Below are 19284 nucleotides of genomic sequence, written 5' to 3'. Positions count from 1 at the left end.
CGCGGACGACGGTCCGCCCTCGTTCCGGCCGGACCTGCCCGGCGGCCCGGTGGCGCCGTCGGCCGCACCGCCGCCGCCCGCGGACCAGACGGCCGACCCGCACGCCCCGCTCGCCGCGGACGGGCCGACCCTGCGCCTCACCCCACCGGCCGCGGCCGAACCCGGACCGTCCCATCCGGCGGGTCCGGCGCAGGCGGCGGCCGCGAAACCCTCCGAGGCCTGGTCGGCGTGGTACAGCCCCCGGACGGAGCCGCCCGCCGGGCCGGCTGAGCCGGCCGTGGACGAGCCCGCCGCGCCGTCCCGGGCCTGGCCCGCCGTCACCGGCGATGACGAGGCCACCACGTTCCTGACGCCGCCGGACGCGCCCGCCGGGGCCGACGAGGAGCCGACGGACCCGTCGCTGCGGGCGCGCCTGGACGGCGGCGAGACGGTGCGGCTGCAACCGCCGTTCTTCGCGCCGGGCACGTCGAGACTCCCTCGGCACCCGGCCGCGCCGGCACCCGGCGAGCCACCGGCCGGCCCGGAGCACGAGGCGCCCGCGGGTTCCGCAGCGCCGCCCGCCGGTCCTGGAGCTCCGCCCGCCGGTCCTGGAGCCGGGTCCGGAGAGCGCTCGGCCCGGAGGGTGCGGCTCGGCCCGCCGGAGAAGCCGCGATCACCGGCCGGCGAGGAGCCGGACCGGGCCGATCCGTATGCGCCGCGGGGCGTACCGGGTGACGCCGCGTCCGCGGAGTCACCCGAACCGGTGACCGCGACCGCCGGGGAGCCGCCCCGGGAGCGCCGGGTCACCTCGGCCGGTGCCCTCATCTGGGTGCTGCTCGCCCTGCTCGGGTTCACCCTTGTCGTGCAGCTGCGCAGCAACGACGCCGACGCCGGGCTGGCCACCGCGCGCCAGGAGGACCTGGTCGGCATCCTGAGCGACCTCGAGGCCCGCGACCAGCGCCTCCAGCAGGAGATCAACGCCCTGGAGGAGAGCCAGCGGCAGCTGACCTCCGGCGTCGCCGGGCGGCAGGCCGCGCTGGCGGAGGCCGACAAGCGCGCCGACGAGCTCGGCCTGCTCTCCGGCACGCTGCCCGCGCACGGGCCCGGCCTGAAGATCGTCATCGATCCGCGGGGCGCGTCGATCAAGGCCTCCCAGATCCTCAACGCCGTGCAGGAGCTGCGGGGCGCCGGCGGCGAGGTGATGGAGATCGTCGGCGACAACGGTGACGCCGTGCGGATCGTCGCGTCGTCGTATTTCGTCGACGCTGCCGGCGGCGATGTGATCGTCGACGGCAAACAGCTCAGCGGGCCGTACACGCTGCGGGTGATCGGGGTGCCGTCGACCATGCAGACGGCGTTGCAGATCCCCGGTGGGGTGGTCGCTTCGGTGAGCCAGGCCGGCGGTAACGTGACCATGGAGCAACGCAGCACGGTCGACGTGACCGCGGTGCGTCAGCCCACCAGCCTGCAGTACGCGCGTCCGGTCAAGTGAACGGGCGCGCTTGTCAACGGAGGAATGTGTGATTCCTGAGGACCTGCGGTACACGGCCGAACATGAGTGGGTGTCCGGCGACGGTTCCGCGCCCGTGCGGGTGGGCATCACCCACTTCGCGCAGGACGCGCTCGGCGACATCGTGTTCGTGCAGCTGCCCGACGAGGGCACGGCGGTGCGGGCCGGTGAAGCGCTCGGTGAGATCGAGTCGACGAAGAGCGTCTCGGAGATCTACGCGCCGGTCGCGGGCACGGTGGTCGCGATCAACGCCAGTCTCGCCGACGAACCGGAGCTGATCAATGCCGAGCCGTACGCGGCCGGCTGGCTCGTCGAGATCGCCCCGGAGGATCCGGCGGTCCTGGCGGGTCTGCTCTCCGCCGATGAATACAAGGCTCTGACCGACAGCTGATCGCCCGCGCGTCTGGTTGCTCGCTATTTCGCTGCTGACTAGGCTCGCGGGGCACATGTAGAACTGTTATTACTTCGAAACCGATAGTCGTGCCGTCCGGGCCTCCGGGCAGCGGCGGGGGGCGCTGCGCTCCGGACCCGGGTCCGGTCCGCTCACCCCGTGTCGTCGGGCGGCGACCGAAAAAGATCCGTGAGGTGGTCCGATGACGCGCCCAGACGACGAGTTTCCCCCACTCGACGTCACGTCCACGCTGAACCTCGGTGCGCTCGACGAGGTGCTCGAGGGCCCCGAGACCGACGTGGTACCGAGCCGGATGTCCGGCTCGCTGCCGCCCGGCATGGCGCTGCTGGTCGTGCGCCGTGGCCCCAATGCGGGTGCACGGTTCCTGCTGGACCATGACGTGACCACGAGTGGCCGGCATCCCGACAGTGACATTTTCCTTGACGACGTGACGGTCTCGCGCCGCCACGCCGAGTTCCACCGCGACGGAGGCACGTTCACGGTCCGCGACGTCGGCTCGCTGAACGGCACCTACGTCAACCGGGAGCGGGTCGAGTCCGCGACCCTCGGCAACGGGGACGAGGTCCAGATCGGGAAGTTCCGGCTGGTCTTCATCGCCGGTCCCCGCCCGGAGGGCGAGGGAAGCGGGGCGTGAACCCGTCGGGGGCGGCCGCGCACGACCACCAGAGCCCTCGCGCTCAGGGCGGCCGTGACAGTGCGCTGATGAGCATCGGGGAGGTGCTGGCCCAGCTGCGTACCGAGTTCCCGGACACCACGATCTCCAAGCTCCGGTTCCTGGAGGCGGAGGGGCTGGTCGACCCGCAGCGCACCGCCTCCGGTTACCGCAAGTACTCGTGGAACGACGTGGCCCGGCTGCGGTTCGTACTGACCGCCCAGCGCGATCAGTACCTGCCGCTCCGGGTCATCCGCGAGCAGCTGGAGGCACAGGAACGCGGCGACGACCCGCTGGCACACCGGCGGCCGTCGCTGGTGGCGGTCGGCTCGGAGACCGAGGTGCCGGCGGACCCCGCCGACACCCGGGTGTCCCGGGCCGACCTGGTGGAGCGCACCGGCATCGCCGAGCAGATGCTCGCCGAGCTGGAGCAGATCGGCCTGGTCTCGTCGCGACCGCCGGGCTGGTACGACGGCGACGCCGTGGTGATCGTCGAGGCCGTGGTCGGTCTGGTCCGGCACGGCCTTGAGGTGCGCCATCTGCGGGCGTTCCGAACCGGCGCCGACCGCGAGGTCGGACTGTTCGCCCAGTTGCTGACGCCGTTGGTGCGCCAGCACGACCCCGCGGCCCGGGCACGGGCCGCGGAGACCGCCCGTGAGCTGCAGGCGCTCTCCCAGCGGCTGCACGCGGCGCTGGTGCGGGCCGGCCTGCGGGACACCCTCGGGCGCTGAGCGATTCGCCGGTAGTGGCCCGGGTATGCCGGAGACACGGGCAACGCGTGGCGCCGGCCCCCGGGGGTCCGTGTACCGTGCAGGATAGGCGTGAAACAGCCTGATGGCCGCCTTCGGGCGGCTTTACGGGGCGGGTACGACGTGCGACACGGAGGCGGGCAGCGCGCGAGCTGAGCGTGGTCGGGGTTCGGGTGGAGCTGCCTAGTAACCAGCCGATCGTCCTGCTCAGGGAGGTCGACGGTGATCGTTACCTGCCGATCTGGATCGGCGCGGTGGAGGCGACCGCCATCGCGTACGAGCAGCAGGGCGTGAAGCCGGCCCGACCGCTGACCCATGATCTGCTCCGGGACGTCCTCGCCGCGCTCCAGGCGCCGCTGAAGGCCGTGGAGATCACGGAGCTCAAGGAGAACGTCTTCTACGCCGACCTGTTGATCGGCGACGACCTGCGGGTGTCGGCGCGGCCCAGCGACTCGATCGCCCTGGCCCTGCGCGTCGGCGCCCCGATCCGCTGCGCCGACCAGGTGCTGACGGAGGCCGGCATCGTCATTCCGGACGAGCAGGAGGACGAGGTCGAGAAGTTCCGCGAGTTCCTCGATCAGGTCCGCCCGGAGGACTTCGCCGGCTAGTCGTCGCATCGACGATCACCAAAGGACCGGTCGTCCATACGCGGCGTGTCGCGGCATTACCTCCCTGTTTCGCGGCGCGCTGAGTTATACGCTCGTGAAGTCCAGGTGAAGCGGCACCGCGCAGCGGGGAGGTAGTCGCGTGCACGAGTCAGACTCTGTAGAGGGTCCACTTGTCGGCGAGGACGGCGTTACCGGTTATCGCGGAGTGACGGCATGTCAGGCGGTCGGGATCAGCTACCGCCAACTGGACTACTGGGCCCGGACGACGCTTGTCGTGCCGAGCATCCGGGACGCCTCGGGCTCCGGAACCCAACGGCTCTACTCGTTCCGTGACCTGGTCGTTCTCAAGGTCGTCAAGCGTCTGCTTGACGCCGGCGTCTCGTTGCAGAACATCCGCCGGGCCATCGAGACGCTGCGCTCGCGCGGCGTCGAGGATCTCGCCGGCATCACGTTGATCTCCGACGGCACCACGGTCTACGAGTGCCGTTCGCCGGAGGAGGTCGTCGACCTGCTCCAGGGCGGCCAGGGCGTCTTCGGCATCGCCATCGGCGGCGCCTTCAAGGAGATCCAGGGCTCGCTGTCGCACCTGCCCGCCGAGCAGGCGTCCGCGCCGCAGCCGGTCGGCACGAACCTGCCGGCCGAGCCCGCCGCCGGCGACGAACTCGCGGCCCGCCGCGCCCGGCGGCGCGCCGGCTGACCCGCCGCGTTTTGCCGTAACGGCAAGGACCTTTGCGGTCCGCGGCCGCCGCGGTCACGCTCGTCCCATGAGCGACGAGGGCTTCTGGGATTCCCGGTACGCGGAGCAGCACCATGTGTGGAGCGGTGCCCCCAATGTCGTGCTGGCCCGTGAGGTGTCCGGCCTCCCGCCGGGTCGCGCGCTCGATCTTGGCTGCGGCGAGGGCGGCGACGCGATCTGGATGGCCGGGCTCGGCTGGGCGGTGACCGCCGTCGACATCTCCGGGGTCGCCCTGGACCGGGCCGCCGCGCGTGCCGCCGAGGCCGGGGTCACGATCGACTTCCAGCGGCACGACCTGGCCGCCTCGTTCCCGGCGGGCAGCTACGACGTGGTGTCCGCGCAGTTCCTCCACTCCCGCGCCGGCCTGCCCCGGGAGCGGGTGCTGCGCGCCGCCGCCGGTGCCGTCGCGCCCGGCGGCATCCTGCTGATCGAGGGGCACCAGGACTTCGGCCCGTTCGCCGCGCAGAGCCTCGACCACGGCGACGCGCACTTCCCGGAGCCGGACGAGGTCGTCGCCGCCCTGGAGCTGCCGGAGGGGGAGTGGGAGGTGCTGCTGAGCGAGGTACACGACCGCCTCCAGAACGGCCCGGACGGCCAACCGGCACACCGCACGGACAGCACGGTCAAGCTGCGCCGCCTTCGGCACTGAGCAGCCGCAGCATCAGGGCCAGCGGAGGCCAGCCGGAGCGGCCGCGGCGGGTCACCGCGTAGCTGCGCAGCCGGACCTGCTGGCCCGGCAGGTCCAGCAGCCGCACCCCGGGCAGCCTCGTACCGTCCATCGGCAGCAGCCCGACGCCCAGCCCGGCGACGATGAGGTCCTGCACGAGGTCGAGGCTGTCCGCCCGGTGCACGATCCGCGGCACGAAACCCTCGAGCGCCGCGACGGTACGCACCACGTCCTCGTCGGCGGTGTTGCGTGAGTTCACGATCCAGTCGTGCTCCCGGAACGCGGCGAACTCCGTGGCCCGCGACTCCACCGGCACCGCGAGGCCCCACGGCGCCTCCCAGAGCGGCATCGCCGTGAGCGCCGGGTCGAACGCGGCCGGCGCGAGGTTGTAGTCGTAGGTCAGCGCCAGGTCCATCAGGTCGGTGGCCAGCAGCTCGAACGCCTCGAACGGCTCGTGCTCGTGGATCAGCAGGCGCACCCGCGGGTGGGTGGCGGCGAGGGTGGCCGCGATCGGCAGCAGCGAGCGGCGTACGGCCGTGGCGAAGCCCGCGACCCGCACGTCCCCGGCCGGTTCCGCGCCGGGGTCCAGGTCGAGGCGGGCGGTCTCCACCGCGGCCAGGATGGTGACCGCGTGCTCGGCGAGGCGGCGCCCGGCCGGGGTGAGCCGGACCCGGCGCCCGTCCGGCTCGATCAGGGTGGTGCCTGCCTCGCGGGCCAGGACGGCGAGCTGCTGGGACACGGTCGAGGTGGTGACGTGCATCTCGTCGGCGACCTCGCGCATCGAGCCGAGCCGGGACAGTTCGAGCAGTAAGCGCAGGCGCCGGGTGTCCATCGGGTCATTGTCAGCCAAACCCGAACGGTGAATCCACAATTAGCACGTGGACGTGAACATTCGGAGCGGCTCTACTGGGGTCCATGCGTACAGAGGCACGGACCGGCTCGACGATGGCGCTCGCCTCGATGCTCCTCGTCCAGCTCGGCCTGGCGGCCTCCGTCGGGCTCATCGACTCCGCCGGCGTCGAGGGCGCGGCGTGGCTGCGCCTGGCGTGGGCCGGGGTGATCCTGGCGGTGCTGGTCCGGCCGCGGCTGCGCCGGTTCACCCGCCGCGGGCTGCTGGCCAGCGTCGCCCTCGGCGTCGTCACCGCCGGGGTCACCATGCTGTTCATGGCCGCGATCGCGCGGCTGCCGCTCGGCACGGCCAGCGCGCTGGAGTTCCTCGGCCCGCTCGCCGTCGCGGTGTTCCGCGGGCGGCGCGGCACGAAGGTGTGGCCGGTGCTGGCGGCGGTCGGCGTCGTGCTGCTCACCGAGCCGTGGCGCGGCGAGATCGACCTGGTCGGCGTCGGGTACGCGCTGGCGGCGGCGGCGTGCTGGGCGGCGTACATCCTGCTCACCCAGCGGGTCGGCGACGAGGTCTCGGGCCTGCAGGGCCTGGCGGTGTCGATGCCGGTCGCGGGCCTGGTCGCGACGCTGGTGGTCGGCCCGTCTGTGCTGACCGGCATCACCTGGCAACTGCTGCTGATCGGGCTCGGACTGGCGATCCTGCTGCCGGTGGTGCCGTTCATCCTCGAGATGCTCGCCCTGCGCCGGCTCACGACGGCCGCGTTCGGCACGCTGATGAGCCTGGAGCCCGCGATCGCGCTGGTGATCGGCCTGGTGCTGCTCGGCCAGGTGCCCGGCTGGGCGCCGGTGGCGGGAATCGCCTTCGTGGTCGCGGCCGGCATCGGCGCCGAGCGCACGGGCGCCCGCGAACACCCCGCCCCGGCGCCGGCGACCCCTCAGACCCGGGACGGCGTCCTGGTCTAGCGTGGCCCGGCTGACGGCGGCGACGGCCGGGCACTGAAGTGCCCGGCCGCCCGTGCGGTCAGGTGCGGTAGGTGACGGCCGGGTGCGCCGGTTCCGGCAGCGTGTCGTCGGGGAAGGGGACGTGCTCGATCCGGGCCGGCCGCTCCACCACGACGCAGACCTCCTCGCCGGGCCACCACCAGCCGCAGGAGCGGGCCAGGGTCGCCCACTCGTCCAGGCGGCCGCCGACGACGGGCCCGTGCTGGGCGAGCCCCAGCCGGCGCAGCACGTCGTGGTACCCGATCCAGTAGGCGTCCTGCTGGCCCCACCAGGCGACCGGTACGCGGCGCGGCGGCGCCAGCGTGGCGCGTACCGGTAGGACGACGCTGTCCATCAGGACGGTCCGCAGCGCGCCGCGTACGCCCTGGCGCAGGACCTCGCCCAGCGGGACGCCCGCCGCCAGCGCGGCCGGCGGTGGCAGCACGGGCCAGGGTTTGGCGTTCTTGCCGGGCGGCCGCAGCGGGCCGAGGCAGGGATCGGCGCCCTCGTCGAGCGCCCTCATCAGCCGCGACCAGCCGGCGGCGATGTCGCCGGCCAGCGGCGGCCGGCCCGGTGGTTGCCGGGGCCGCAGCCAACCCCGCAGGTCGTCGTGGGTGGGCATCCCCGAGGTCAGGGGCAGGGCGTCGCGGGGCGAGCCGGCCCAGGCGAACCGTGGCCGGGCGCGGCCGTGGCGCCGGTACAGGCGGGTCAGGACTTCCTCGGCCGCGTCGCGGTCGGCCGGCTCGGTGGCGAGACCGATGTCCCGCCACTCCCGCCGCAGTTCGACCGCGTGGTGCCAGTGATCAAGATCGGCGGCGACTCGGCGCCGCGTCGGGGCGGTCAACGCGCGAGGGCGCACGCGCCCTTTCGTTCAGCGGTAATCATGCGCGCCATCGTGACCGACCCCCGCGAGCGGGGCAACCCGATTAAGGCCGCCGGCACAACCACGCGCTGCGCTCGGCGTGCACGGTCAGGTTGTCGCGCCTCAGCAGGTTCTCCGGGCCGTCGCCGTCGAGCAGGGTCTGCAGGGTGGCGTGGTCGGCGGCGCTGATCTCGTCGTGCAGGCCGGACCGCATGCGGGCCAGGACGGCCCGCGCGTAGCGGCCGGTGGCGCTCGGCAGCGGGGCCGTCAGGTCGATCGTGACGTGCCGCGCCGACTCCACGGCGAATCCGGCCTTGCGCAGCCGGGGCCCCCAGTCCTCGCCGCGGTGCGGCATCTCGGCGGCCTGCCTGGCGGCCAGCGCGGCGTGCACCCGCGCCTCGACGCCGCCGCCGAAGGAGTCCGGCAGGAACCGCGGGTGCGACGCCACCTCGGCGACGGCCAGCAGGCCGCCGGGCCGGATCGCGGCGAACACGTCGGCGAGGACCCGGTCGGGGTCCGCCACGTGGTGCATCGATGCCGAGGCCCACACCAGATCCACGCCGGCCACGTCCGGCCAGCCCTCGTCCAGGTCCGCCTGCACGGTCCGGACCCGGTCGGCGACGCCGGCCCTCGCGGCCTTCTCGCGCAGCCGGTGCAGCATGTCCGGCGACACGTCCACCGCGATCAGCTCGGCGCCGGGGAAGCGCCCGGCCAGCGCGAGCGTGCCGGTCCCGTTGCCGCAGCCGAGGTCGAGGATCCGGCGCGGCGCGCCGCCGGTCAGGTCCTGCACCTGGTCGAGCAGGGCGTCCCGGTACTCGTGCAGCACCTCGGCGTCGAGCTCCAGCAGCTCGGGCAGGGCGTCCGGGTCGTGTCCGTGCTCATGTCCGTGTCCGTGTCGATGTCCGTGTCCGTGTCGATGTCCGTGCTGATGTCCGTGTCCGTGGTCTCCCATGGGCCGACCATAGCCGGATTTTGCGCCAATGACATACAGTCTTGCGTATGACGCAAGACGGCGACCTCGACGCCATCGTCCGCCAGCGGATCCGCGGCCTGCGCGCCGCGCGCGGCTGGTCCCTGGACGAGCTGGCCTCCCGCTGCTACCTGAGCCCGTCCACGCTCAGCCGGATCGAGACGGGCCACCGCCGCATCGCCCTCGACCAGCTGACGCCGATCGCCCGCGCGCTGGGCACCACCCTGGACCAGCTCGTCGAGTCCGTCGACGACGACGACGTGGTGATCAGGCCGCACCGCGACGAGGCGCGGGGCAGGACGACCTGGCTGCTGTCCCGCGAGGCGGGGCCGGGCGGCGTCACGGTCGCGAAGATGCGGGTCACCCGGCCGGCCCCGGCCGAGCTGCGCGTGCACCCCGGCCGGGACTGGTTCACGGTCCTGTCCGGGACCGTGATGCTGCGGCTGGGTGAGCGGACCATCCTGGTCGGCACCGGCGAGGCGGCCGAGTTCTCCACGATGGTCCCGCACTCCTTCGGCGCGCACGACGGCCCGGCCGAGCTGCTCTGCATCCTCGACCCCGAAGGCCAGCGCACCCACCTCGCCTAGCGGTCCTCCTGCGGAAAACAACAGGACCGGGAGCGTCGTGCGCGATACGGTCCGACGTCATGTCGTCGACAGTGGAACCGATGCCGCCGTTCCTGCCCGGGCTGCGGCTGTGCCGGTACCTCTACCAGGAGGCGGTGCGCCCGCTGCTGGACGAGGCGTACCCCGGACTGCCGCACGCCGCCGCGCGGGTCGGCCCCGGCTCGGAGGTGCTCGGATTCGACTCCGCGCGCTCCGTCGACCACGACTGGGGGCCGCGGCTGGAGCTGTTCCTGACCGCCGCCGACGCGGCCCGGCACGGCGATCGGCTGTCGGCGCTGCTCGCCGACCGGCTGCCGAAGCGGGTGCGCGGCTGGCCGACACACTTCGAGCCCCCCGGCGCGCGGGTCCGGGTCATGACCGCCACGACCGGGCCGGTGGCGCACCGGGTCGAGATCACCGACGTGGCGAGCTGGTCGGCCGGGCTGCTGGGCTTCGACGCCCGCGGCGGCGTGACCGCCGCGGACTGGCTGGCCACCCCCGCGCAGCGGCTGGCCGAGGTCACCGGCGGCGCGGTCTTCCACGACGACACCGGCGAGCTGACCGGGCTGCGCGAGCGGCTGCGCTGGTACCCCGCGGACGTGTGGCGGTGCCTGCTTGCCGCGCAGTGGACCCGCATCGCGCAGGACGAGGCGTTCGTCGGGCGCGCCGCCGAGGCGGGCGACGACCTCGGCAGCCGCCTACTCGCCGCCCGGCTGGCCCGCGACGTCATGCGGCTGTGCCTGCTGCTCGGCCGCCGCTACCCGCCGTACGGGAAATGGCTCGGCACCGCGTTCGCCGCGCTGCCCGGCACCGAGGCGATCGCCACGGCGCTGCGCGACGCCGTCGCCGCCGCCGAACCGGCGCGCCGGCAGGCGGCGCTCTGCGACGCCTACGAGGCCGCCGGCCGGTGGCAGAACCGGCTCGGGCTCGCCCGCCCGGTCGACCCGGGCCGCCGGCCGTACCACGACCGGCCCTATCGGGTGATCGACGCCGCCCGTTTCGCGGCCGCCCTGATCGAGCGCGTCGAGGATCCCGCGCTCGCCGCCGTGGCGCCCTACGGCGCCGTTGACCAGTACGTGGACAGCACCGACGTGCTCGGGCGCCCGGACCTGACCGGGGCCCTCGCGACCGTCCTCAGGCGAGGTTCGCCGGCCACCGGCGCTCGTTGAGCGCGGCCCTCGGCCCTTATCGTCGGCGGATGTCCACCTTCGCCCGGCCGTCCGGCGGCCGCTCGGTCTGTGACCGCCTCCGACTGCTCTGCGCGGACGTCGTCGCGCGGTTGCCGGCCGGCCCGGCCCGGGACGCCGTCGCCGCGGTCGGCGACCGGCTCGCCGAGCGCACGATCCGGATCGCGGTCGGCGGCAGGGTCAACGCCGGCAAGTCCACGCTCGTCAACGCCCTGCTCGGGCAGCGGCTGGCGGCCACCGGCGCGACCGAGACGACCACGCTCGTCACCTGGTACCGGCACCACCACCAGAACCGGGTGCAGCTGATCACCAAGGCCGGCGAGTCGATCCACGTCCCCGCGGCGCCGGGCGGCGGCGTGCCGGCCGAGCTACCGGTGCCCGCCGACACGATCGCCTCGGTGGTGGTCGAGACCGCGAACGCCCGGCTCGCCGACCGCTACAACCTGGTCGACACGCCGGGGCTCGACTCACTGACCGGGCTGGACGACCCGGCGATGGCCGCCCTGGCCGAGGCGGACGCGCTGCTCTACGTGATGCCGCACCCGGGCGAGCGGGACCGGGAGGCCCTGGAGGCGCTGCGCGGCACGTCGGGCCGGGCCGGGATGAGCGCCGCGAACGTGCTGGGCGTGCTCAGCCGGGTGGACACGCTCGGCGACGGCGGCGACGACCCGTGGCCCCGGGCCCGCCGGATCGCCGCGCGGTACGCGCGGGACCTGCGCGGCCTGGTCGCCGACGTGGTGCCGGTGATCGGCCTGCTCGCCGAGACGGCGGCGGGCGACACCTTCACCGAGGCCGACGCCCGCCGCCTGCGCCGGCTGGCCGCGCTCGACCCCGACGACCTCGAGGATTTCCTGTACGCGCACGCGCGGTCGCCGTCCGGGGAGGATTCCGCCGACCGGGCCCGGCTGCTGCGGCTGCTCGGCGTGCACGGGCTCCGCGAGGCCGTCGCGCACGTCCGGTCCGGGGTGGTCCGCAGCGACGAGTTGTTGCGCAGATTGGCGCAGTCATCGGGCGTGGCGGAGCTCGTCGGATATGTCGAGGAGAACTTCATCCGTTCGGCCGACAGGCTTCGCGCCGCCTCCGCGGTGACCATTCTCGAACGGGCGACCTGGCTCGGTGGCGACGGCGATTCCGCCGCGATTCTGGCCGGGCTGCGGGAGAGCCTCAACGAGGTGAAGCGCGACCCGGTGCTGCGCCAGGCCGCGCTCGTGCCGGCCCTGCGCGACCTGGCCGGTGGCCGGCTGTCGCTCAGCGACGACTGCGCGGACGCGCTGATCAGCCTCGCCACCGGCAACACCGACGCGGTCCGCCTCGGCCTGGCCGCGGACGCCGGCGCGGCGCAGGTGGCGGTCGCCGCCGACGAGTGGGTGGCCCGCTGGCGGCGCCTGGAGGGCAGCCCGTCGCGGCTGCTCGCCCGGCACGCCCGCGCCGCCCGCGAGCTGACCGAAACCGCGTTCTTCGCCCATCGCTCCATTTAGGCATGCGTTTTTCACCCGATCGTGTAACCCACTTCTCCGATAAGATTCAGGGGTGGGCAGCTGGTCAATAGCAATCGATTACGGCAGCAGTTTCACGTGTGCCGCCATGATCTCCGAAAATGCGGCTGGCGATAACAAATCGGAGATCCTCGAAATAGACAACAGCCGGTATCTGCCGTCGGTCGTCTGCCTCGACGAGGAGGGCCACCTGCTCACCGGGCGAGACGCCGCGCAGGAGGCGGCGATCTACCCGGACCGCGCCGAGCTGCAACCCAAGCGCGCCCTGGTCGCCGACGACCAGACCCGCCTCGGCGACCGCGACCTGCGCACCGTCGAGATCGTCGCCGCCACGCTGCGCCGCGTCGTCGACGAGGCGACCCGCCGCAACGGCGGCCCGCCCGCGGAGGTCGCGCTCACCCACCCGGCCGCGTGGACGGCCACCGAGACCGGGCGCCTGGCCCGGGCGGCGGCCCTGGCGGGGCTGCCCGAGCCGGCCTTCATCCCCGAGCCGGTCGCCGCCGCGGTCCACTACGCGACAGCCTCCGGCGCCACGCCGATCCCGGCCGGCGCGCACATCGCCGTCTACGACCTCGGCGGGGGCACCTTCGACACGGCGGTGCTGCGGCGTACCCCGGAGGGGTTCGAGATCTGCGGGCCGCCCGGCGGCGACCCCGACTTCGGCGGCGACGACGTGAGCGAGGCGCTGCGCGAGGTGGTCGGCGCCCAGGTGCGGCACGACGCACCCGAGGAGTGGGACCGGCTGTGGTCGGACTCCTCGACCAAGGGCCAGCAGCGCCGGGCCAGCCAGCTGACCTACCTGACCCAGGCCAAGGAGTCGCTCTCCGGCCGCACGGTCGTCATGGTGCCGGTGCACGCGGCCGACGCGCAGGTGCGCATCACCCGGGCCGAGCTCGAGGCGGCCATCGAGGAGCAGCTGACGCCGACGGTCGACGAGCTGATCCGTACCGTCGAGGAGGCCGGGGTCGCGGTCGGCGACCTCGCCGCGGTCTATCTGACCGGCGGGTCGAGCCGCATACCCCGGGTGTCCGAACTGGTCGCGGCGCGGATCGGGCGGCTGCCGGTCGCCGAGGGTGACCCCAAGGCCGTGGTGTGCCAGGGCGCGCTGACCGCGATCACCAAGGGCGCCGCCGCGCCCGCCGCGCCCGCCGCGCCCGCCCCGGCCGCCCCGGCTGCCGCGCCCGCCGATACGGCGGCGGACGCCGCCGCTGCCGGGGCCGCGGCGCCGACGGAGGTGATCGTGCCGGCGCGGCCTGCCGTCGCGCCGACGATGCCTTTCGTCATCGCGCCGCCCGCCCCCAAGGCCGGGCGGCGCGATCGTCTTCGCGCGATCGCCGGCCGGCACCGCCGGGTCGCGCTGGTGTCCGGCGTCGCCGGGGTGCTCGTCGTCGCCGCCGCAGCGACCGCGTTCGCCACCATCTCGACCGACGACCCCTATCCGACGCCGACGCCGGTGGTGGCCACGACGACCCCCGAGCCCGTGGTCACCACGCCAACGCCCAACCCGCTGAGCGTGGCGATCGGCACGACCCCGCCCGAGGACGATGAGGAAGAGGAGACCCCGACGCCCGAGCCCGAGGAGACCACCACCGAACCCACCGCCCGCGACAACCTCGGCTCGAGCGAGCAGGACCTCTACGACAAGCTCGACATGTCCGATCTCGACGAGGAGAGCTGCCAGAGCTGGGACGTCGACCCCGACGGGATGGACGCCGCGATCGAGTGCAACGGCGACCCGAAGCTCGACTACATGGTCGCCGTCATCCAGTTCGACAGCTCGTCGTCGATGACCGCCTACCTCGACGCGCAGGCCGCCAAGGTCTTCGGCAACGGGGACTGCACGGAAGGCTCGCCGTCCGAGGGCACCTGGACCTCCGACGACGCGCGGATCGGCCGGCTGATCTGCTTCGACGACCCGGACGGGGAGGACATCTTCCGCATCTTCTGGAGCCATGACGACGAGCACATCGTCGCGATGATCATGGACTCCTCGGGCGCCGAGGCCGGCGAGTGGTGGACCGACAACAGCTGGATGCTCTCATGACGAGCGCGAAGCCCGCCGTCGGCGCACCCGCGACGCCGCGCCCGCGCTCCGGTGAGCGACCGCGGGCCGAGGCGCTGCGCTTCATCGCCGACGCCGTGCTCGTCCTCGACCGGCTGGACGACCGGGCCGCGGTCGCGGCGATCCGCGCCGAGGTCGACCGGCTGGCCGGCGGCGCCGCCACCGTTGTCGTCGTCGGCGAGCGCAACTGCGGCAAGAGCTCGCTGATCAACGCCCTGACCGGGCGCGGCGGGCTGCTGCCGGTCGACGCCGACGTCGCCACGAACGTGCACGTGGCGGTCCACCACGCCACCGAGCCGACCGCCCGGGTGGTCACGCTCGACGAGCCGGCCGGCCGGTCCGTCACGCTCGACGAGGTCGGCGAGTACGCGGCCCTGGACCCCGCCACCGGGCGCCCGCGCCACCCCGACGTGCTCGAGGTCGGCATCGGCCTGCCCGACCCGCTGCTGCGCGGCCTCTGCCTGATCGACACCCCGGGCGTCGGCGGCCTGATCGCCGGGCACGCCGCGGTCACCCTGGCCACCCTCGCCCGCGCCGACGCCCTGCTCTTCGTCACCGCCGCCGGCTCCGAGCTGACCGCGTCGGAGTGCCGCTTCCTCGCGCAGGCCGCGGAGCGCATCGCGACCGTCGCGTTCGTGCTCACCCAGACCGACAAGTACCCGGAGTGGCCGGCGGTGCTCCAGCGCGACCTCGCCCTGCTGCGCACCCACGCGCCCCGTTACGCCGGCGCGCCCTGGTTCCCGGTGAGCAACCGCGCCGCCGCCGACTCGGCCCGCTCGGCCGTGCGCGGCGACGCCGAGCGGGCCCGGCGGCTGCGCGGGATCAGCGGGCTCGACCCGCTCGCCGCGGCGCTGACCGCCGGGGTGGCCGCGGAGGCGTACCAGATCCGGCTGCGCAACGCGCTGCTGGTGACCGGCCGCGCGGTCGACCGGCAGCTCACCGCGCAGCGGCGCAACGAGCTCTCGCTCTCCGGCGACCCGGGGCTGCCGGCCGACCTGGACCGGCTGCGCGAACGCCTCGCGAGCGCCGACGAGTGGATCGCCCGGCGCCGCTCCCGGCTGACCGAGCGCGGCCGGGTGCTCGAACGCGACCAGCGGCTGGAGCTCAAGCGCCGGGTCATCGGGCTGCGCGACCAGCTGCTCGACCTGACCCGCGGCGGCGACCGGGAGCTGATCGACCGGCTGCCCGACGAGCTGGCCCGCAGCGTCCACGCGATCTGGCTCGACCAGCAGACGTGGCTGCGCGGGCGGCTCACCGAGCTCTGCGCCGAGCTGGCCGACCTCGCCGGGCCGGGCGCCGACGAGGTCACCGTCGCCTTCCCCGAGCATCTGCGCGACCTCGCCGCACCGGCCCGCGGTGCCGCGAACGCCTCCGCCGTCGACCGGATCATCCCGTCGATCGGCCTGGGATCGCTGGCGGCCGGCCTCACCGGGGCCCTGGTGGCCGGCTTCCTGGCGCCGGCGGTGGTCGGGCTCGGCACGGTCCTGGTGCTCTACGAGCGGCGCCGCAGGAAGGACGCGGTCAACCAGGCGCGCCAGGACGCCGCCCGCTACGTCACCCAGGTGATGGCGCAGGTCGAGGTCGAGCTGCCGGCCGCCGCGCAGGCCGCGCTCGAACAGGCGCTGGTCCGCCTGCGCGACTCGGTGACCGAGGGCGTGCAGGCCTGGCGTGCCGAGTTCGACGCGGCCGTCGCCGAGCACGAGCGGCTACTGGCCGGCGCCGGTCCGGGCGTCCGCGAGCGGACCACGGACGCGCTGGCCGCACTGACCCAGCTCACGACCCGTTATCTCGGCATCACCGCCGCGATCGGCGACCAGAGGAGGGGCCCACCATGACCGACTACTACGACGGCGACTGCGGTTGCGACGACGCGCCGGAGCCGTTCGACGAGATCAACGAGATCGACGACTCCGACGGCGAGATCTTCGACGCGCTCTACGACGACGAGGCCGACCGGATCGCCGACGAGATCGCGGATGAGATCGAGGACGGGTTCGAGGCGGTCGAGGCGCTCGGTCCGGCGGACCAGGAGCCGTCGATCGTCTCGATCGCGAACGGCGACGGCTACCCGGGCGGCTACGCCGCCCTGCCGGTCTCCGGCGACACCGCGGCCCTGATCCAGCAGCTCAACGGCCAGCTCGCGACGGTACGCGAGCTGGGCGACGTCGGCGACCTCGGCGCGGCGGCACCCGGCGGGGGACCGGTGCAGGACACCCTCGACATGATCCACAACCTGCACCACGCCAGCCCGGAGACGCTGAACTGGCTCAACGGCATGGCGAACGCCGAGAGCGCGTACGGCGAGGTCTCCAACCAGGTCTACAAGTACGAGCAGACCCACTGACCGCGGGTGTGGTGCCGCGCGGTCAGTGCGGGCCGACGGCCGTGATCCGGATCGCCGCCGCGCCCACCTCGTCGCTGGCCGCGAGGTCCACCTCGGCCTCGATGCCCCAGTCGTGGTCGCCCTCCGGGTCCTCGAAGACCTGGCGGACCTTCCACATCGTCGGCGTGACCTCGATGTGCAGCAACGCCGGGCCGCGCGCCGACGGGCCGGTGCCGACGACCGGGTACTCGGCGTAGTAGTCCTCGAGGGCCTCGATCCACCGGTCGGTGTTCCAGCCGGACTCGGCGTCCAGCTCGCCGAGGTCCTCGGCGCGGCGCAGCGCGAACAGCTCGACGCGGCGGAACAGCGCGTTGCGGACCAGCACCCGGAACGCGCGCACGTTGCGGGTGACCGCCGGCGGCTTGTCGTCCAGCGGCGACACCTCGACGACCTCGGCACCGGGGTTGCGCAGCCGCTCCCACTCGTCGAGCAGGCTGGAGTCGACCTGGCGTACCAGCTCGCCCAGCCATTCGATCAGGTCGGTCAGCTCCTCGGTGCGCGCGTCCTCCGGCACCGTCTGGCGCAGCGCCCGGAACGCGTCCGCGAGGTAGCGCAGCACCAGGCCCTCGGAGCGGGACAGGCCGTAGAACGACACGTACTCGGTGAAGGTCATCGCGCGCTCGTACATGTCGCGGACCACGGCCTTGGGCTTCAGCTCGTGGTCGGCGACCCACGGGTGTCCCTGCCGGTACGTCTCGTACGCGCCCTCCAGCAGCGGCAGCAGCGGCTTCGGGTAGGTGACCTCCTCGAGCAGCTCCATGCGCTGGTCGTACTCGATGCCCTCGGCCTTCATGGCGTTGACGGCCTCGCCCTTGGCCTTGAACAGCTGGGCGGAGAGCACCTGCCGCGGGTCCTCCAGGGTCGCCTCGATGACCGAGACGACGTCGAGCGGGTACTCCGGCGCCTCCCGGTCGAGCAGCTCCAGGCAGGCCAGCGCGAAGGGGGAGAGCGCCTGGTTGAGGGCGAAGTCCAGCTGGAGGTCGTCGGTGAGGCGGTACCGGACGCCGTCGGGCCCGGCGACCCGTTCCACGACCCCGCCGGCCACCAGGGCCCGGGCGATCGCCAGGGCCCGGCGGATGTGCCGGCGCTGCGCGGCCGGCTCCTCGTGGTTGTCGGTCAGCAGGTGCCGCATCGCCGCGAACGGGTCGCCGCCGCGGGCCAGCACGTTGAGCAGCATCGCGTGCGACACCTGGAACGACGAGGTCAGCGGCTCCGGGTCGGCGACGACGAGCCGGTCGAACGTGGGCTGCCCCCAGCCGATAGTGCCCTCGGGCGGCTTCTTGCGGACCACCTTGCGGCGCTTCTTCGGGTCGTCGCCGGCCTTGGCGAGCATGCGCTCGTTGTCGATGACGTGCTCCGGCGCCTGCACCATGACCGTGCCGATGGTGTCGTAGCCGGCCCGGCCGGCCCGGCCGGCGATCTGGTGGAACTCGCGGGCCTTGAGCAGCCGGGTACGGACACCGTCGTACTTGGACAGGCCGGTGAACAGCACGGTCCGGATGGGCACGTTGATGCCGACGCCGAGGGTGTCCGTACCGCAGATGACCTTGAGGAGCCCCGCCTGCGCGAGCGTCTCCACCAGCCGCCGGTACTTGGGCAGCATGCCGGCGTGGTGCACGCCGATGCCGTGGCGCACCAGCCGGGACAGGGCGCGCCCGAAGCCGGCGGTGAACCGGAAACCGCCGATGGCGGCGGCGATCGCGTCCTTCTCGGCGCGGCTGCACATGTTGATGCTCATCAGCGACTGCGCGCGCTCCAGGGCCGCCGCCTGGGTGAAGTGCACGATGTACACCGGCGCCTGCCGGGTGGTGAGCAGCTCCTCGATCGTCTCGTGCAGCGGCGTCATCACGTACGAGAAGATCAGCGGGACCGGCCGCTCGGTGTTGCTGACGACGGCCGTTGCCCGGCCGGTGCGCCGGGCGAGGTCGTCGACGAAGCGGGTCGTGTCGCCCAGGGTGGCCGACATCAGCACGAACTGGGCCTGCGGCAGCTCGATGAGCGGCACCTGCCAGGCCCATCCGCGGTCGGGCTCGGCGTAGAAGTGGAACTCGTCCATGATCACCTGGCCGACGTCGGCGTCGGCGCCCTCGCGCAGGGCGAGGTTGGCGAGGATCTCCGCGGTGCAGCAGATGATCGGCGCGTCCGCGTTGACGTTGGCGTCGCCGGTGAGCATGCCCACGTTGTGCGCGCCGAAGATCTTGCAGAGGGCGAAGAACTTCTCGCTGACCAGCGCCTTGATCGGCGCGGTGTAGAAGGTGGTGCGCTTGTCGGCGAGGGCGACGAAGTGCGCGCCGGTCGCCACCAGGCTCTTACCCGAGCCGGTCGGGGTGTTCAGGATGACGTTCGCACCGGTGGCGATCTCGATGAGCGCCTCCTCCTGATGCGGGTACAGCGTCAGGCCCTGCTCGGCGACCCAGGTCTGGAAGGCGTCGAAGACGGCGTCGGGTTCGGCGTTGCCGGGCAGGCGTTCGGTGAGCGTCATGATTTGTCAAGCCTATCGAGGCTCGCCCGGGCACAGCACCGCGGCCGGGCGCGCATCGCGCCCGGCCGCGGAAGGGACCTTGCTGTGGAGTTGCAGGTTGATC

18 protein-coding genes are annotated in these 19284 nt (G+C 73.6%); 14 read left to right on the top strand and 4 right to left on the bottom strand.

Going from position 1 to position 19284, the window contains the following annotated elements; all coding sequences use genetic code 11:
* Positions 1 to 622 precede the first annotated feature (622 nt).
* From BJ971_RS19740 to BJ971_RS19710, 7 genes are all read left to right on the top strand, one after another.
* Positions 623 to 1471 carry a DUF881 domain-containing protein gene (locus tag BJ971_RS19740; RefSeq protein ID WP_307837359.1) on the top strand — a complete coding sequence of 283 codons (849 nt, stop codon included), beginning with the start codon at positions 623 to 625 and terminating at the stop codon, positions 1469 to 1471.
* Positions 1472 to 1499: 28 nt separating this feature from the next.
* Positions 1500 to 1880 carry a glycine cleavage system protein GcvH gene (gene gcvH, locus BJ971_RS19735; RefSeq protein WP_184994732.1) on the top strand — a complete coding sequence of 127 codons (381 nt, stop codon included), beginning with the start codon at positions 1500 to 1502 and terminating at the stop codon, positions 1878 to 1880.
* Positions 1881 to 2082: 202 nt separating this feature from the next.
* Complete coding sequence (gene odhI / locus BJ971_RS19730; RefSeq protein ID WP_184994731.1) at positions 2083 to 2535, top strand: oxoglutarate dehydrogenase inhibitor Odhl; 453 nt, start codon at positions 2083 to 2085, stop codon at positions 2533 to 2535.
* A 68-nt stretch (positions 2536 to 2603) separates the two neighbouring features.
* Complete coding sequence (gene ftsR, locus BJ971_RS19725; RefSeq protein WP_184994730.1) at positions 2604 to 3284, top strand: transcriptional regulator FtsR; 681 nt, start codon at positions 2604 to 2606, stop codon at positions 3282 to 3284.
* A 191-nt stretch (positions 3285 to 3475) separates the two neighbouring features.
* Complete coding sequence (locus tag BJ971_RS19720) at positions 3476 to 3910, top strand: bifunctional nuclease family protein (RefSeq protein ID WP_239087248.1); 435 nt, start codon at positions 3476 to 3478, stop codon at positions 3908 to 3910.
* Between the two features lie 139 nt (positions 3911 to 4049).
* Positions 4050 to 4607: a MerR family transcriptional regulator gene (locus BJ971_RS19715; RefSeq protein WP_184994729.1), complete on the top strand. Its 558-nt coding sequence runs from the start codon at positions 4050 to 4052 to the stop codon at positions 4605 to 4607.
* 67 nt (positions 4608 to 4674) lie between these two features.
* Positions 4675 to 5295, top strand: coding sequence for a class I SAM-dependent methyltransferase (locus BJ971_RS19710; RefSeq protein WP_184994728.1), 621 nt, complete (start codon positions 4675 to 4677; stop codon positions 5293 to 5295).
* Here BJ971_RS19710 and BJ971_RS19705 read toward each other — a convergent pair.
* Positions 5270 to 6145 (bottom strand): LysR family transcriptional regulator, encoded by an 876-nt coding sequence (locus tag BJ971_RS19705; protein ID WP_184994727.1) that lies wholly within the window; start codon positions 6143 to 6145, stop codon positions 5270 to 5272. The two genes, BJ971_RS19710 and BJ971_RS19705, sit on opposite strands and share 26 nt — an antisense overlap.
* Positions 6146 to 6228: 83 nt before the next feature.
* On the opposite strand from BJ971_RS19705, the gene BJ971_RS19700 reads away from it, so the two are divergent.
* The gene (locus tag BJ971_RS19700; protein WP_184994726.1) at positions 6229 to 7116 is read left to right on the top strand and encodes an EamA family transporter; all 888 of its coding nucleotides are present in this window, start codon (positions 6229 to 6231) and stop codon (positions 7114 to 7116) included.
* 58 nt (positions 7117 to 7174) lie between these two features.
* Here the strand turns inward: BJ971_RS19700 and BJ971_RS19695 are convergent, their stop codons facing one another.
* Positions 7175 to 7978 carry a DUF6745 domain-containing protein gene (locus BJ971_RS19695; RefSeq protein WP_184994725.1) on the bottom strand — a complete coding sequence of 268 codons (804 nt, stop codon included), beginning with the start codon at positions 7976 to 7978 and terminating at the stop codon, positions 7175 to 7177.
* A gap of 82 nt (positions 7979 to 8060) precedes the next feature.
* Positions 8061 to 8948: a class I SAM-dependent methyltransferase gene (locus BJ971_RS19690; protein ID WP_184994724.1), complete on the bottom strand. Its 888-nt coding sequence runs from the start codon at positions 8946 to 8948 to the stop codon at positions 8061 to 8063.
* A 47-nt stretch (positions 8949 to 8995) separates the two neighbouring features.
* On the opposite strand from BJ971_RS19690, the gene BJ971_RS19685 reads away from it, so the two are divergent.
* The 6 genes from BJ971_RS19685 (at position 8996) to BJ971_RS19660 (ending at position 16660) form a co-directional block, all read left to right on the top strand.
* Positions 8996 to 9553: a helix-turn-helix transcriptional regulator gene (locus BJ971_RS19685; RefSeq protein WP_184994723.1), complete on the top strand. Its 558-nt coding sequence runs from the start codon at positions 8996 to 8998 to the stop codon at positions 9551 to 9553.
* Between the two features lie 59 nt (positions 9554 to 9612).
* The gene (locus BJ971_RS19680; RefSeq protein WP_239087247.1) at positions 9613 to 10740 is read left to right on the top strand and encodes a DUF4037 domain-containing protein; all 1128 of its coding nucleotides are present in this window, start codon (positions 9613 to 9615) and stop codon (positions 10738 to 10740) included.
* A gap of 29 nt (positions 10741 to 10769) precedes the next feature.
* Complete coding sequence (locus BJ971_RS19675; RefSeq protein WP_184994722.1) at positions 10770 to 12236, top strand: dynamin family protein; 1467 nt, start codon at positions 10770 to 10772, stop codon at positions 12234 to 12236.
* A 106-nt stretch (positions 12237 to 12342) separates the two neighbouring features.
* Complete coding sequence (locus BJ971_RS19670) at positions 12343 to 14298, top strand: Hsp70 family protein (RefSeq protein ID WP_184994721.1); 1956 nt, start codon at positions 12343 to 12345, stop codon at positions 14296 to 14298.
* Complete coding sequence (locus tag BJ971_RS19665) at positions 14295 to 16151, top strand: dynamin family protein (protein WP_184994720.1); 1857 nt, start codon at positions 14295 to 14297, stop codon at positions 16149 to 16151. The genes BJ971_RS19670 and BJ971_RS19665 overlap by 4 nt, the downstream gene beginning before the upstream one ends.
* A complete protein-coding gene (locus tag BJ971_RS19660) occupies positions 16148 to 16660 on the top strand; it encodes a hypothetical protein (protein WP_184994719.1) in 513 nt (170 codons plus the stop codon). Before BJ971_RS19665 ends, BJ971_RS19660 begins: the two co-directional genes overlap by 4 nt.
* A gap of 22 nt (positions 16661 to 16682) precedes the next feature.
* Here BJ971_RS19660 and BJ971_RS19655 read toward each other — a convergent pair whose 3' ends face one another.
* Positions 16683 to 19181 (bottom strand): DEAD/DEAH box helicase, encoded by a 2499-nt coding sequence (locus BJ971_RS19655; protein ID WP_184994718.1) that lies wholly within the window; start codon positions 19179 to 19181, stop codon positions 16683 to 16685.
* Positions 19182 to 19284: the final 103 nt, after the last annotated feature.

Source organism: Amorphoplanes digitatis (genome assembly GCF_014205335.1).
Lineage (GTDB): Bacteria > Actinomycetota > Actinomycetes > Mycobacteriales > Micromonosporaceae > Actinoplanes > Actinoplanes digitatus.
Note: the sequence above shows the minus strand (reverse complement) of the source record. Positions and strands in the feature narration are given on the sequence as shown.

What these genes read in the sequence shown, in the direction of transcription:
- BJ971_RS19685 (WP_184994723.1), top strand. Translation starts at nt 8,996, where the DNA reads ATGACGCAAGACGGCGACCTCGACGCCATCGTCCGCCAGCGGATCCGC.
- BJ971_RS19680 (WP_239087247.1), top strand. Translation starts at nt 9,613, where the DNA reads ATGTCGTCGACAGTGGAACCGATGCCGCCGTTCCTGCCCGGGCTGCGG.
- BJ971_RS19705 (WP_184994727.1), bottom strand. Translation starts at nt 6,145, where the DNA reads ATGGACACCCGGCGCCTGCGCTTACTGCTCGAACTGTCCCGGCTCGGC.
- BJ971_RS19655 (WP_184994718.1), bottom strand. Translation starts at nt 19,181, where the DNA reads ATGACGCTCACCGAACGCCTGCCCGGCAACGCCGAACCCGACGCCGTC.
- BJ971_RS19660 (WP_184994719.1), top strand. Translation starts at nt 16,148, where the DNA reads ATGACCGACTACTACGACGGCGACTGCGGTTGCGACGACGCGCCGGAG.
- BJ971_RS19700 (WP_184994726.1), top strand. Translation starts at nt 6,229, where the DNA reads ATGCGTACAGAGGCACGGACCGGCTCGACGATGGCGCTCGCCTCGATG.
- BJ971_RS19665 (WP_184994720.1), top strand. Translation starts at nt 14,295, where the DNA reads ATGACGAGCGCGAAGCCCGCCGTCGGCGCACCCGCGACGCCGCGCCCG.
- BJ971_RS19690 (WP_184994724.1), bottom strand. Translation starts at nt 8,948, where the DNA reads ATGGGAGACCACGGACACGGACATCAGCACGGACATCGACACGGACAC.
- BJ971_RS19710 (WP_184994728.1), top strand. Translation starts at nt 4,675, where the DNA reads ATGAGCGACGAGGGCTTCTGGGATTCCCGGTACGCGGAGCAGCACCAT.
- ftsR (WP_184994730.1), top strand. Translation starts at nt 2,604, where the DNA reads ATGAGCATCGGGGAGGTGCTGGCCCAGCTGCGTACCGAGTTCCCGGAC.
- BJ971_RS19670 (WP_184994721.1), top strand. Translation starts at nt 12,343, where the DNA reads ATGATCTCCGAAAATGCGGCTGGCGATAACAAATCGGAGATCCTCGAA.
- BJ971_RS19675 (WP_184994722.1), top strand. Translation starts at nt 10,770, where the DNA reads ATGTCCACCTTCGCCCGGCCGTCCGGCGGCCGCTCGGTCTGTGACCGC.
- odhI (WP_184994731.1), top strand. Translation starts at nt 2,083, where the DNA reads ATGACGCGCCCAGACGACGAGTTTCCCCCACTCGACGTCACGTCCACG.